Genomic DNA, 14,724 nt, shown 5'->3' with positions numbered 1-14,724 from the left:
GATTAATGCTTCACTTTATTTTACGCGAAGTATGGGAGTTGCTATCTGTTGTCGTGCCGCATTTTTAACATTCTAACCATTTATCATGCAGTACGAAAATGAAGTGTTGCTACAGGAAAACAAAGACCGTTTCGTTATTCTTCCAATCAAATACCCAAGTATATGGGAAATGTATAAGAAGCATGAGGCCAGCTTCTGGACCGCTGAGGAAATTGATTTGAGCGGTGATCTGAAAGACTGGGCCTGCCTCAATGATGGCGAGCGCCATTTTATTTCACACGTGTTGGCCTTCTTTGCTGCCAGCGACGGCATCGTTAATGAAAACCTGGCCGTGAATTTTATGAGCGAAGTGCAATTGCCTGAAGCCCGTTGCTTTTATGGTTTTCAGATCATGATGGAGAATATTCACTCCGAGACGTATGCATTATTGATAGACACTTATATAAAAGATGTAAACGAAAAAGACAGGTTGTTCCATGCTATTGATACGGTGCCTGCCGTAAAGAAAAAAGCAGAGTGGGCGTTGCGTTGGATCGAGCAGGGCAATTTTGCCGAACGCCTGGTGGCCTTTGCCGCAGTAGAAGGCATCTTTTTCAGTGGCAGCTTCTGTTCTATTTTCTGGTTGAAGAAAAGAGGGTTGATGCCCGGGCTTACTTTCAGTAATGAACTGATAAGCCGTGACGAAGGTTTGCATTGTGAGTTTGCCTGCTTGTTGTACAGCATGCTCAGCAACAAAATGTCGCAGGAAGATGTTTACAGCATTATCGGCGATGCCGTACGTATTGAAAAAGAATTTATCACCGAAGCCCTGCCGGTTGACCTCATAGGTATGAACGCCCGGTTAATGCAACAGTATATTGAATTTGTTGCCGACAGATGGTTGAGTGAATTAGGATATCCAAAAATGTTCAATGCAACCAACCCGTTCGATTTTATGGAAATGATCTCACTGCAAGGTAAGACCAACTTCTTTGAAAAGCGGGTGGGCGACTATCGTAAAGCGGGCGTAATGAATAGTAAAGAATCGCAACAGTTTTCACTGGACGAAGATTTCTAAATATCAGAAAAGCCAATTCTTAAAATCCAACATTCCGAGATCAGAAATAATATTTGATAGCAACATAAACTCTATAGCATGAACGTAATTAAAAGGAACGGGAAAAAAGAAACGGTAAAGTTCGACAAGATCACGGCTCGTATTCAGAAGCTGTCGTATGGGTTGAGTCAGCTGGTTGATGTGATTGAAGTAACGAAGAAAGTGATTGAAGGTATTTATGATGGGGTTACCACCAGCGAACTGGATAACCTGGCTGCAGAAACAGCGGCTTCATTAACAACCAAACATCCCGACTATGCGTTGCTGGCTTCACGCATTGCAGTAAGCAACCTGCATAAGAATACAGAGAAATCATTTTCCGAAACGATGCGCAAACTGCATCAATATACTGATTCAGCTACCGGTCGCAGAATGCCGTTGGTGGCTGATGATGTAATGGAGATCATTGAAGCCAATGCCGAGTTACTGGATAGCTCGATCATTTATGACCGTGACTTTGGGTTTGATTATTTCGGGTTTAAAACATTGGAGAAATCATACCTGTTGCGTATCGACGGTAAAGTATCTGAGCGTCCTCAGCATATGTTTATGCGCGTGGCCATCGGCATACATAAAGAAGATGTTGAAAGCGCCATCAAAACGTACAACTTAATGAGCGAGCGTTGGTTCACCCATGCTACGCCTACCTTGTTCAATGCCGGTACGCCCAAGCCGCAAATGTCATCCTGCTTTTTGCTGACCATGAAAGACGATAGCATCGATGGTATTTACGATACGTTGAAGCAAACGGCAAAGATCTCACAAAGCGCCGGTGGAATTGGTTTATCAATTCACAACGTACGCGCTACCGGTAGCTATATCGGCGGTACCAATGGAACCAGCAATGGTATCATTCCCATGCTGCGCGTATTTAATGATACGGCTCGTTATGTTGATCAGGGGGGTGGAAAGCGCAAAGGCGCCTTTGCCATTTACCTGGAACCCTGGCATGCTGATATCGAAAGCTTTTTAGACCTGCGTAAGAACCATGGTAAGGAAGAGCTGCGTGCAAGAGACCTGTTCTATGCTTTGTGGATCTCTGATCTGTTCATGAAGCGGGTAGAACAAAATGGAGACTGGAGCCTGTTTTGCCCGAATGAGGCCCCAGGTTTAGGAGATACATTTGGCGACGAGTTTGAAGCGCTGTACCATCGTTATGAAGAAGAAGGCCGGGCACGCAAAGTGATCAAAGCTCAGGAGTTGTGGTTTGCCATTCTGGAAGCACAGATAGAAACCGGCACCCCTTACATGCTGTATAAAGATGCGGCCAATCGCAAAAGCAACCAGCAGAACCTGGGTACTATCAGAAGCAGCAACCTGTGTACGGAGATCCTGGAGTTTACCAGTGCCGATGAAGTAGCTGTTTGTAACCTGGCATCGCTGGCATTGCCCCGCTTTGTAAATGAAGGAAAATTCGATTTCAATAAATTATACGAAGTAACTTACCAGGTAACGCGCAACCTCAATCGCATTATCGATAACAACTACTATCCGATCGAGGAAGCAAAACGTTCTAACCTGCGTCACCGCCCAATTGGATTAGGTGTGCAAGGATTGGCGGATGTATTTATCTTACTGCGTTTGCCTTTTGAAAGCGACCTGGCAAAAGTGTTGAATAAAAACATATTTGAGACTATCTATTTTGCGGCTATGACGGCCAGCAAAGACATGGCAAAAGAGCAGGGCGCTTATGAAACCTTTGCCGGTTCACCGTTATCAAAAGGACAGTTCCAGTTCGATCTGTGGGATGTGCAACCTTCTAACCGTCATGACTGGGATGCATTGCGTAAAGAAGTGATGGAGCATGGTGTTCGCAATTCATTGCTGGTAGCGCCTATGCCTACGGCTTCTACTTCACAAATTTTGGGGAACAACGAATGTTTTGAACCGTATACCTCTAATATTTATGTGCGCCGGGTATTGAGTGGGGAATTCATCATTGTAAATAAACACCTGCTGAAAGACCTGGTACAACTGGGACTTTGGAATGATACCATGAAGAATAAGATCATCGCTGCCAACGGATCTATTCAGCAGATCAATGAAATTCCGGCCGAAATAAAAGCGTTGTATAAAACTGTATGGGAAATAAAGCAACGTCACCTGATTGATATGGCGGCTGATCGCGGCGCTTATATCTGCCAGTCGCAATCGCTCAACCTGTTTGTAGATAACCCAACTGTTGCCAAGCTTACCTCAATGCACTTCTATGCATGGAAGCAAGGGTTGAAAACAGGGATGTATTATCTGCGTACACAGGCTGCGGCGCAGGCTGTTCAGTTCACTGTTGAAAAGCAAGGCAGCCGTGAAATGGAACCAGTGGTACCCAAGTCGGCCGATGATGGCCTCAATGGCGGCACCTGCAGCATGGAAGACGGTTGTGTTACCTGCAGCGCGTAGAAGAATTTCTGATTTAGAGATTTGGGGATTTTTAGATTTATATAATAGGGTGGGCCTTTCTTACAGAGAGGCTTACCCTTTTAATTTTAGCAAATCCCAAAATCCCGCAATCGCGAAATCTCCAAATCATTATATTTGCTGCTCAGTTCTTTACTTTAACACCTTGTTTTCAGGTTTCCGATCTCGGCTAAGCCGAGACGGGATTAAAAAGGAACCGTGTGTGAATCACGGGCTGTCGCGCAACTGTATGTTGTAGTGAGGGATAACACCTCACAGCGCTGCATAATAAGCCACTGTATCAGGCCTCAATGGTATGGGAAGGCATGCAGCAAAACAATAAGCCAGGATACTTGCCTGAAAATTGAGACGAATGCTTTCGCGGTTTAAAAGCAGCAGTCAGGAGCAGTTAAATCACCTCACTTAGTAACTGTTTCTCTCTAACACTTTATCACGAAAGCATACACATTAAACGTAAAGACATTAATAATTTCATTAATGTTTCACTAAATGTTTTATGCGTATGCTAACACACAATCTTGGGTTCCCCCGTATTGGGGCACAACGCCAATTGAAAAAAGCCTGTGAACAATACTGGGCCGGCAGCATCGGCAGGGCCGAATTATTCTTTGCCGCTAAAAAGATCAGGGAAGAAAACTGGCTATTGCAAAAAGAAGCCGGTATCGGCATGATACCCTGTAACGATTTCAGTTTTTACGACCAGGTGCTCGATATGTCGTTGTTGTTAGGCGCTGTACCACACCGTTATACGCCCGTGGCAACCGACATCAAAGAAAATGCAGAGATCGATCTGTATTTCGCAATGGCCCGGGGCTATCAACAACATGGCCTGGATATCACAGCCATGGAAATGACCAAATGGTTCGATACCAACTATCACTACATTGTTCCCGAATTTACCGCTGCTCAGCAATTCCGCATTCTTTCCGACAAATTATTTCATGAATTTAACGAATGCAAACGCGTAACAGAAACAACACCAAAACCCGTATTGATCGGGCCTGTATCTTATTTGTTATTGGGAAAAGAAAAACAAAACGGGCAGGAAGAAAAGCAGTTCGATAAAATAGACCTGTTGAAACAACTGCTGCCTGTTTATATTGAAGTGCTGAAAAGGCTGGAAGAAGCCGGCGCCGTTTGGGTTCAGCTCGATGAGCCCTTCCTGGTTACCGACCTTACCGAAAAACAACAACAGGCATTTCAGTACGCTTATAAAGAGATCCGTAAGCAATGCAACCTGAAAATATTAGTAGCTACTTATTTTGAAGGCTTGCAGGAGAATATCAACCTGGCTGTTAACCTGCCGGTATGCGCCCTGCATGTTGACCTGGTAAGGGCTCCGCAACAAATTGACGACGTATTGAAAGCCATGCCACCGAAATTATCGTTGTCGTTAGGTGTGGTTGATGGCCGTAATATCTGGAAGAATGATTTTAGCAAGTCCCTCGCTTTAATTGAAAAAGCCGTTACAGCTATTGGTGAAGACCGGGTAATGCTGGCGCCTTCCTGCTCATTGCTGCATTCTCCGGTTGACCTTGATGGAGAGACCGCTATTGATGCCGAGATCAGGAACTGGATGGCTTTTGCCAAACAAAAGCTGGATGAAGTAAGCGCTTTAAATCAAATAAAAGCGGGTAATAAAGAACTGCTGACCATCAATGCACGGGCTATTGAAAGCCGGCGCAATTCTACCCGAATTCACAAAAAGGCGGTAAAACAACGTGTAGCTGAGATTAAAGACGCAGATGCAACCCGAAACAGTGCGTTTACGGTTCGACAAAGCATACAACAGCAACGGTTTAATTTACCGTTGTTTCCTACTACTACAATTGGTTCTTTCCCACAAACAGAGGACATCCGCCAGTTGCGGGCAAGGCTGAAAAAAGGAGACCTGTCGCAACAGCAATACGAAGCAGAAATTGAAGAAGCAACGATCAATGCTATCCGTGTTCAGGAAGAAATTGGTTTGGATGTGTTGGTGCATGGGGAGTTTGAGCGCAACGACATGGTGGAATATTTTGGTGAACAGCTCGATGGCTTTTTGTTCACTAAGAATGGATGGGTGCAAAGTTATGGCAGCCGTTGTGTGAAGCCACCGGTGATAGCAGGCGATGTGAGTCGCACCAGCGATATGACAGTACGGTGGAGTTGTTTTGCCCAGGCGCAAACCAGTAAATTAATGAAAGGCATGCTCACTGGTCCGGTAACTATTTTGCAATGGTCGTTTGTGCGTGATGACCAGCCGAGATGGCAAACGGCCTTTCAAATTGCGCTGGCCATCAGGGATGAAGTGAATGCATTGGAGAAAGCCGGCATTAAGGTGATACAAATAGATGAGCCTGCCATTCGCGAAGGGTTGCCATTGCGAAAGAAAGATGGACCTGCGTATCTTGACTGGGCAGTGAAAGCATTTCGATTATCTGCCAGTGGCGTACAGGACGAAACGCAGATCCATACGCACATGTGCTATAGCGAATTCAATGATATCATGGAGCACATTGCCAAAATGGATGCGGATGTGATCACCATTGAAACCAGCCGTTCGCAAATGGAGTTGCTGGAAGCCTTTGCACGATTTAAATATCCGAATGAAATAGGGCCCGGTGTATACGATATTCATTCACCACGGGTGCCCACGGTAGAAGAAATGATGTACCTGCTCGAAAAAGCGGTGGCCCTGTTACCGGTTAAAAACCTTTGGGTAAATCCTGATTGTGGTTTGAAAACACGTCGCTGGACGGAGACCATTGCTGCATTGAAGAACATGGTGCAGGCGGCGCAGCAGGCAAGGGAGAAGGTTGAGCAACCTGCGTTAGTTTAATGTAATAGCATTCTGTTGCCAGGTTTCAGTTACAGGTTCCAGGTTTCTGGGTTACAAGGAAGGGCTATTAGTAGCCCTGTAACCTGTACCTTGTAACCTGTAACTGTTCTTATTAAATCGCGATCTTGTCGCATTCATTAACTTATAGCGTTCAACAATGACTATCGAACAAAAGATCCAGCAATCCGAAACCCGCATCTTCAAAGCTGTATTTCCCAATACAACCAATCATTACGACACTTTGTTTGGCGGAACTGCCATGGCTTTAATGGATGAAGTTGCATTTATTGCCGCTACCCGGTTTGCCCGGAAACGAATGGTAACGGTATCGTCGGATAAAATAGATTTTACCAGGTCTATACCGGCGGGCACCATCATTGAATTAATTGGAAAAGTGATTCATACCGGTAAATCCAGCGTGCGGGTGCTGGTTGAAATATTTATTGAAGAAATGTATTCCTTCGAACGCGACAAAGCCATTAGTGGCACTTTTACCCTGGTGGCTGTTGATGAAAACAAACGACCGGTGCCTATTTTATAAAAAGGGCTTGGGATTAAATTAAAAATTGCTTTAATGTAGGTTTCTTTAACAATTCATAGACAAAATTTTATCAATTTTAAGCTGTGAAAGCCATTAATTTGTTAAAAGTTAAATTGCCCCATGAATTGCACGCGTTATTATAGAACCCTGATTGCTTTGGCTTTAATTTTTACCGGTTTAGGGGCCGGTGCACAGCAGATCGATTCCATGGTGAATGTATATGGAGAAAGATTTCCGCAGGAGAAAATATATGTTCATTTTGATAAGCCGGCTTATAATACCGGCGAAACCATCTGGTTCAAATCGTATTTATTTACCGGTATCATACCCTCGCCCATCAGCAGGAACTTCTATGCCGAACTGCTCGATCAGTCGGGCAAGGTATTACAACAAAAGATCATGCCTATTTATGAAGGCACATCTGCAGGGCATTTTGACTTGCCGGCCAATCTTCCGCCGACGATCGTTTTCCGGGCTTATACAACATGGATGCTGAATTTTGATACCACTTTTTTATTCAGCAAAACCATCCGCATTTTAAATAAAACAACAGCACAGACGCCCCCGCAAGGCGGGGCCACTGCCGCTGGTACTACAACCGCTGCGAAGCAAACTACTGCTGCAGCCAGCAGCAATAGCATACCGGTTGCTACCCTGCGCTTCTTCCCTGAAGGCGGCGACCTGGTAACCGGACTTGAATCGGTAGTAGCTGTGAAAGTGACAGATGTATATGGATTGCCGGTATCGGCCCAGGGTACTATTAAGGATGCTGCAGGTGCAACAGTAGCTAACTTTGGTACGGTGCATGATGGCATGGGCCGTTTTACCATAGAGCCGCAAGCCGGTAAAACATATTATGCTGAATGGCAGGATGAAAAAAAGCAAACACGTAAAACACCATTGCCCACTGCGAAACCAGGTGGTGTAATAATGCAATGTGCTTCTACGGGTAACCGGGAGGCATTTATTATCAAACGAACAGCTGATGCGCCAGACAATTTAAAAACCCTGTACCTGCTGGGTTATTTTAATTCGCAGGTTGTGTATAAAGCGCGGTTGAATTTGCAGCAAAATTTTATGGTCAGCGGTTCCATTCCGCTCGATGGCATCCCAACGGGAATGATACAAATGACCTTGTTTGATGCAGATTGGAAACCACAAGCGGAACGTATTGCGTTTGTGAACAAGGAAGATTATTTCTTTACGACCCGTGTGGTCCCCATCACCAGGAATACAGACAGACGTGGCAAGAATACACTGGTGATAGATGTCCCCGATACATTGAAAGCTAACCTGAGCATTGCCATAACCGATGCAGGATTAAGCAAAGCAGATCCCGATGCTGATAACATTGTATCACATTTATTATTGAGTGGCGATCTGCGCGGTTATATTAACAATCCATATTACTACTTCACAGGTAATGATGATACGGTACGATCGCACCTCGACCTGGTTATGCTCACCAATGGTTGGCGCCGGTTTAAATGGGACGATCTGGCCGCAGGTAAATTACCGGTGATAAAATTTCCACGGGAAAATTATTTATCGCTCAACGCTAATTTAACGGGTGTGCTGCCCAGCCAGGTCCCTAAGAATACCCAACTGAATGTTTTCATTCAGGCTAAAGATTCATCCCGTCAGTTGTTCTTCCTCACAATGGATTCCAGCGGCAGGTTTAGGCAGGATGGGTTGGTGTTCTATGATACAGTGCAGGTGTTTTACCAATTTAATAACAGTAAGCACCTTGCCAATAAAGCCATTGTTAATTTCAGCAACGGAACCTTGAAAAGTGGAGGGGTCATTAAGCCCGATACGGCCTGGCGTGTTCCCATGCCACTGGATACAAGCCTGCTGAATAGAGGTAAATTTTTTGCTACGGAAGCAGATCGGATAAGACCTGAACTGGAGAAGAAAGTGAAAGTGCTGGAAACCGTTACCGTGAAGGCAAAACAAAAGAGCAAGCAACAACAAATGGACGAGCGATATACCAGTGGTTTATTTTCGGGCGGCGATGCAACTACTTTTGATTTGACCGACGATGTTTCTGCGTTGGGCGCATTTAACATTTTCAGTTACCTGCAAGGCCGGGTGGCCGGTTTGCAGATCACTACTGGTGGTGGAGGTTCGCAGTTGCAATGGCGTGGCGCAACGCCCTCATTGTTTTTAAATGAAATGCCGGTTGATGTAAGTGCAATAGAAAACATCCCGGTTACCGATATCGCTTATGTAAAAGCATTCCGTCCGCCATTCTTCGGCGCTGTAGGCGGCGGCGCTGGTGGCGCCATTGCCATTTATACAAAAAAAGGCGGCGATAATACATCGGCTGCTTCCAGTGTAGGTGGGCTCGATAAAAGCCGGTTGACCGGTTATGCTACGCCTAAGGAATTTTATTCTCCCGATTATAGCAAGGATGTGGCACAAAATGAACTGCCCGACATACGCTCAACGTTATTCTGGGCGCCTTATTTACTTACCGACAAGAACAATCATAAAATAACCCTGAGCTTCTTTAATAATGATGTAACGAAACGTTTGCGCATCATTTTGGAAGGGATGAATGAAGATGGTCAGCTGACCAGGGTAGAAAAGATCATTGAATAAGAAGATCGCTTATAAAAATGAACAGCCCCGTTTTATGCGGGGCTGTTTGCTGTTACGCCCGGTTGTACACCAGGCTTGGCCGTATTGCCAAATCTGTGTGATACTTCCGAAATATTACCAATGAATTCTTTAATGATTCGGGCATCCTGCGTTTGGTTGCTTTGCAGGTTTAAACTGGTACTTTCACCCCAGCAGTATACGTCTATACCATATGCAGTAACGCGCATTACAAAAAAACCGGCTGACTGCGCTTGTTGCACTACATCACTATGCATTATCTCGAGTGGAAATAATATCGGCATCTCATTTATCATTACATATTTACCAATTCGTAGCTGGTTTGTCTTCATAAAATGAATTATAAAGTGATAAAAAAAAGCGGTGGTAGATACCACCACTTTGTAAACCCTCAAAACCTGCCTGGTTATACCAGGCCATTTTTTCCAGGAATAGAACATTGAACCTAAATGGGTTTCAAAGACATTGAATTAGGGCTCCACAGATACCGGGTTTAGGATATTTCATACTATTGGAATATCTGGTATCGAAGGCAACCTTCATTGCGTCGTACCCAAAAAGCGATATAAGGATTTCAAAAAGTCATGGGAATATTGAACAAAGAGTTTCTCGAAGGAATGTTGGATTAGAATTAGCAAATGCTCATCTGCGACGTAAAAATGGCAACGAAAAGTGTAAAAGAGAAGTAAATGAGGCGGACAACAAGTGGATACAGGTCCCGGTAAAAGGGTACCAGAGGGTGACCTTTTTTCTATTTAGCAGGTAATGGTAGAGTTATATAGAAGAAGTGCAATTAATATAAAAAAGAAAGTTTGAGGTATTTATAGTACTGCAATAATGATACCAGGGTGTTCGTTTGCGTTATATATATTTAAATGAAATGCGAGAGGGAGGCAACGAGGTATAAAGGCAACAAGGCAACGAGGCATAAAGGCATAAAGGCATAAAGGCAACGAGGAAGGGTCAATAGGAGAGCTTCAAGCTACAGGCTATACGCATGAAGGAAAAACAATAAGCAATGGGCAATTTGCAATAGGCAAGGCGAGCTTCACGCTGCGCACTGCGCGCAAGAATAAGGCAACAAGGCATAAAGGCAACAAGGCAACAAGGCATAAAGGCAACGAGGAAGAACCAATGGGTAGTTTTCAATGGGCAATGTGTAATAGGCAAGCTTAAAGCCCAAAGCCAATAACAATTAGCCGATAGTGAATGCTGAGTAGCAGGCAGGTAAAGCTTTCAGCTTTAGCCTTGTAGCTTAAGGCTGTATTGGCTTGCAGCGTGAAGCGTGTAGCTTTATTCCATTATCACAACTTGTCCCGATTTGTCGGGATTAGCTAATTCTGCATTCTATCCTACATTCTTAAGTCTTAAGTTTTGTAAATAGAAACCAAGGCTCTCGTCTTCTGCCAGGTTCAGCTTTTTCTTAAGGCGGTAACGCGCTTTTTTAACGCTCTCAGGTTCTACTGAAAATATACCCGCGATCTCTTTATTGCTTAATCCGGAAAGAATAAAACAGATCAGCCGCACTTCATTGGAGGTGAGATCGGGATGCCGTAGTGTGATGTTATCAACATAATGCGCATGCAGCAGGTTGAAGTTCTTTATAAAATCGGCCCAGTGATCAGATTCTGTGAGGTTGGTCTTTATCTCTTTAGCGATGCGCTTGTATTCGTTATTGTCAGAGGTCTTTAATTTTTCCTGCAATTGCATCAGGTAATCTGTTTTGTTGGCCAGCATCACCGATGTAGTGGTAACCTGGGCCTGCAACTGCCTGGCTTCTTCTTTTGCCTTTTCAATAATTTCCTGCGCCTGTTGAACGGCCATTGCCTTTTTCTCTTCAATAAGTTTATTGGCTTGTTGAAAGGCCTTCTGCTTTTCCATCTCCACCATGCGGCGAGCTTCCAGAAAAGCGGCTTCCCGTTCAATGTGTATACGCACCTTCATTTTTTTATATCTGTAATGCAATATAATACTCACTGAAACCATGATGAGCAACAGCAATACAATAGCTGCCTGCCACATAGAGGTCTCTGCAATGTGATAAGGGAGTAAATGCAATACATAAATAACACAAAAGGGTTTTGTGATCCTTTTCATGGGATTTAGGGAATTTTGCTTAGGGTTAAGATTGCACTAAGTGATTCAAATGCGAAATAACATAAAAGAAGGCGTTGTACCCCTATTTGATACCATAATGTTGATAAAAGAGTACTATCTGTCTACCCGTGGACACTTGTTTATATCAATTTGCCTTATGAGATCATAAGCCTTTTTAATATGATTGATAAAGATTGATAGGGTATCCTAACGGGTTATAATTTAAAAAAATGTGATTTTATTTTTATTCAAATAAAATTGTATTAATAAAAAATCACAGAAGATAATTGTAAGAACCAAATTCCATCTTAAAATCACAGGCACCCGGTCTCAAGATCACGAAATCCTAAAATCAGCAATCCCTTGTTAATTCTTTAATATGGTAATGGTCTTATTAGGATCATGTCCTTTTATAGAAGTTGAATCGGGCGGAGGTTGCGGCAACTTATGATTATAGGTAATAATAAACCGGGAATGCATTTTCATCATGGGGCTTGCAAAGTGCATAGCATCACCTTCCTGAGGTGTGATCAATCCATCTACTATAAGGGTATCGCTATCACTCATAGGCTCCACTTCAAGGCTGATGGTATATGCAAGTTTTGGATTGGGCTTCTTCAATTCCAGATCATAAAATGATTGATGATCATAGGCGAGGAACAACGTAAGGTTTGAGTACTGCTTGCTCATGGTATCCTGATCAACACCATTAAGCACCCGCTTCAGCGGGGTAGAGTCTGATTGCATCCAAACACTATCCAGGTACATCACCTCTTTAGGATCATCAGCCAGGTAAACCTGCATCTTTTGTATAATTGAATCGGCTGTGTTTTTAAAAACAATGGTATCGTGGTTGGCCGGTTTGGGTTTACGTGAAAACCAAAAGTACATGCCGGTACCGGCAATGACCATGATTAATAAGATTATCCAGGTTGCCCGCATAGTTATAGTTAAGGTGTAGTTAGTGTCATTAATTCATTAAAGTAACAAATACCTGCAATTAACATGCCTTGATGTCATTATTTAATTTGTTAACAAACCGGTATTCCTGGTTCATTGCCCTACATAATAATTGCGCCTGCTATCTACTATCTTTGGTTTCAATCATCCATCTGGCCAAAACATAATAATCATTTTCAGATGAAAATTGCCGATATCGTTGCCTTGCTCGAATCCATTGCCCCGCCTTCCTTACAGGAAAGTTATGATAATGCCGGGCTATTGACCGGCAATGCCGGCTGGACCTGCACCGGCGCTCTTTGCACTCTCGATGCCACGGAAGAAGTGATCAAAGAGGCCATTCAACGCGGTTGTAACCTGGTAGTGGCGCATCACCCCATCATTTTTGGCGGGTTAAAGAAGATCACGGGCAGAAATTATGTAGAAAAGACCATCATAACAGCCATCAAGAATGATATTGCGATCTATGCCATTCATACCAACCTGGATAACGTAATAGCTGGTGTTAATGGGATGATGGCCAATAAACTGGGACTGGTAAACCGGAAGATCCTGGCGCCAAAGGAAGCCACGCTCAGAAAATTGTTCACTTTTGTGCCCGTTGAACATGTGGAATCGGTTCGGGCGGCTTTATTTGAAGCCGGCGGCGGAAATATTGGAAATTATGATGAATGCAGTTTTGGGGTAGAAGGGACGGGTACTTTTAAAGCCGGGGAGGGAACCAATCCCTTTGTTGGCGAACAAGGGGAGCGGCATTACGAACAGGAACAAAAGATTGAGGTCATTTTTCCGGCCTACCTGCAAACAGCTATGGTGCGGGCTTTGCGCACGGCCCATCCTTACGAAGAAGTGGCATACGATGTGGTTGACCTGGCCAATACCCATCCCGGCATTGGTTCGGGGCTGGTAGGTGAATTGCGGGATGCCATACCGGAAACCGCTTTTTTGAAACAATTAAAGCAGGTATTTGGCCTGTCGTTGATCAGGCATACCGCCCTGCTGGGCCGGCCGGTGAAGAAGGTGGCTTTATGTGGCGGCGCAGGTAGTTTCTTGGTTTCCAAAGCATTAGCCGTTGGGGCTGACATCTATATTACAGGCGATATGAAATACCACGAGTTTTTTGATGCCAATGGCCGGCTGATAATAGCCGATATTGGGCATTTTGAAAGTGAGCAATTTACCATAGATTTACTGGCTGGAGTTTTGCAGGAAAAATTCCCTACCTTTGCCGTCCTTAAAACGGCTTTAAAAACCAATCCTGTACATTATTTTGTTGATTAGTGACCAGAACGCTGAAGTGTGCGACGCAACAAAAGATCCATCAGGGATGGTAAAGCCGGGAACCAACTTCAAACCATAAACAACAAACTATAAATTTATTTATGGCTAACGTTAAAGATTACTCTGTAGAAGAAAAATTAAGTGCACTGGTTGCTTTGCAGAAGGTTGAATCGAAGATCGATGAGATACAGATCCTGAAAGGAGAGTTACCTATGGAAGTGAGCGACCTGGAAGATGAAATTCAGGGTTTGCATTCACGCCAGGTTCGTATCGAAGAGGAGATCAACGGCATTCAGGAATTTATTAATCAGAAGAAGAACCTGATCAAAGAAGCAGAGGCGCTGATCAAGAAATATGAAAAGCAGAGTGAGAACGTAAAGAACAGCCGCGAGTTTGAGGCCATCAATAAAGAAATTGAAATGCAGCAGCTCGAAATAAAGCTGGCTGAAAAACACATTCGCGACGCTAATGAAGAGATTGCCGAGAAAGTAGTAGTGCTCGACAAAGCGAAAAAGAATATCGCCACCAAAGAAGGTGTTTTGAATACCAAGAAAGGTGAGTTGGAAAAGATCATTGCTACTACCGAAAAAGAAGAAAAACATTTTAATAAACAGGCTTCTGAAGCCCGTGAGAAAGTTGATGAGCGCCTGTTGTTGTCATACGATCGCATTCGCAAGAACTACCGTAACGGCCTGGGCGTAGTGCCGGTTGAGCGTGATGCCTGCGGTGGTTGCTTTAACGCTATCCCACCACAACGTCAAAGTGAGATCCGCCAGCGTAAAAAGATCATCGTATGCGAAAACTGCGGCCGTATCCTGGTTGACCGCGACCTGTTTGATACAGTTGAAGTAAAATGAGTAAACTAATTCAGCATAATGAAAAGGCCCC

10 protein-coding genes and 1 riboswitch are annotated in these 14,724 nt (G+C 44.0%); of the genes, 7 read left to right on the top strand and 3 right to left on the bottom strand.

The window, feature by feature from the left end; genetic code table 11:
- Nucleotides 1-85: 85 nt before the first annotated feature.
- The 5 genes from FAM09_RS25210 to FAM09_RS25190 all read left to right on the top strand — a co-directional run bounded on the left by FAM09_RS25210 (nt 86) and on the right by FAM09_RS25190 (nt 9,480).
- A complete protein-coding gene (locus FAM09_RS25210; protein WP_136579941.1) occupies nt 86-1,057 on the top strand; it encodes a ribonucleoside-diphosphate reductase small subunit in 972 nt (323 codons plus the stop codon).
- A 78-nt stretch (nt 1,058-1,135) separates the two neighbouring features.
- A complete protein-coding gene (locus tag FAM09_RS25205; protein WP_136579940.1) occupies nt 1,136-3,496 on the top strand; it encodes a ribonucleoside-diphosphate reductase subunit alpha in 2,361 nt (786 codons plus the stop codon).
- A gap of 154 nt (nt 3,497-3,650) precedes the next feature.
- Nucleotides 3,651-3,868: riboswitch (cobalamin riboswitch) on the top strand.
- Nucleotides 3,869-4,016: 148 nt separating this feature from the next.
- Nucleotides 4,017-6,335, top strand: coding sequence for a 5-methyltetrahydropteroyltriglutamate--homocysteine S-methyltransferase (metE, locus tag FAM09_RS25200; protein ID WP_166437265.1), 2,319 nt, complete (start codon nt 4,017-4,019; stop codon nt 6,333-6,335).
- A 157-nt stretch (nt 6,336-6,492) separates the two neighbouring features.
- Nucleotides 6,493-6,876: an acyl-CoA thioesterase gene (locus FAM09_RS25195; RefSeq protein WP_136579938.1), complete on the top strand. Its 384-nt coding sequence runs from the start codon at nt 6,493-6,495 to the stop codon at nt 6,874-6,876.
- A gap of 156 nt (nt 6,877-7,032) precedes the next feature.
- Nucleotides 7,033-9,480 (top strand): hypothetical protein, encoded by a 2,448-nt coding sequence (locus FAM09_RS25190; RefSeq protein WP_136579937.1) that lies wholly within the window; start codon nt 7,033-7,035, stop codon nt 9,478-9,480.
- A 32-nt stretch (nt 9,481-9,512) separates the two neighbouring features.
- Here FAM09_RS25190 and FAM09_RS25185 read toward each other — a convergent pair whose 3' ends face one another.
- From FAM09_RS25185 to FAM09_RS25175, 3 genes are all read right to left on the bottom strand, one after another.
- Nucleotides 9,513-9,830, bottom strand: a complete 318-nt coding sequence (locus FAM09_RS25185) for a hypothetical protein (RefSeq protein WP_136579936.1) — start codon at nt 9,828-9,830, stop codon at nt 9,513-9,515.
- Between the two features lie 1,015 nt (nt 9,831-10,845).
- Nucleotides 10,846-11,595 carry a helix-turn-helix transcriptional regulator gene (locus FAM09_RS25180; RefSeq protein WP_136579935.1) on the bottom strand — a complete coding sequence of 250 codons (750 nt, stop codon included), beginning with the start codon at nt 11,593-11,595 and terminating at the stop codon, nt 10,846-10,848.
- A 366-nt stretch (nt 11,596-11,961) separates the two neighbouring features.
- Nucleotides 11,962-12,537: a hypothetical protein gene (locus FAM09_RS25175; RefSeq protein WP_136579934.1), complete on the bottom strand. Its 576-nt coding sequence runs from the start codon at nt 12,535-12,537 to the stop codon at nt 11,962-11,964.
- 198 nt (nt 12,538-12,735) lie between these two features.
- Between FAM09_RS25175 and FAM09_RS25170 the strand changes: the two genes are divergently transcribed.
- Both FAM09_RS25170 and FAM09_RS25165 read left to right on the top strand, forming a co-directional pair.
- A complete protein-coding gene (locus tag FAM09_RS25170) occupies nt 12,736-13,836 on the top strand; it encodes a Nif3-like dinuclear metal center hexameric protein (protein ID WP_136579933.1) in 1,101 nt (366 codons plus the stop codon).
- A gap of 101 nt (nt 13,837-13,937) precedes the next feature.
- Nucleotides 13,938-14,693 carry a zinc ribbon domain-containing protein gene (locus FAM09_RS25165; RefSeq protein WP_136579932.1) on the top strand — a complete coding sequence of 252 codons (756 nt, stop codon included), beginning with the start codon at nt 13,938-13,940 and terminating at the stop codon, nt 14,691-14,693.
- Nucleotides 14,694-14,724: the final 31 nt, after the last annotated feature.

Origin of the sequence: Niastella caeni, from assembly GCF_004834005.1 — a bacterium.
Lineage (GTDB): Bacteria > Bacteroidota > Bacteroidia > Chitinophagales > Chitinophagaceae > Niastella > Niastella caeni.
The sequence above is the reverse complement of the archived record's forward strand: the minus strand, read 5'-3'. Positions and strand labels throughout refer to the sequence as shown.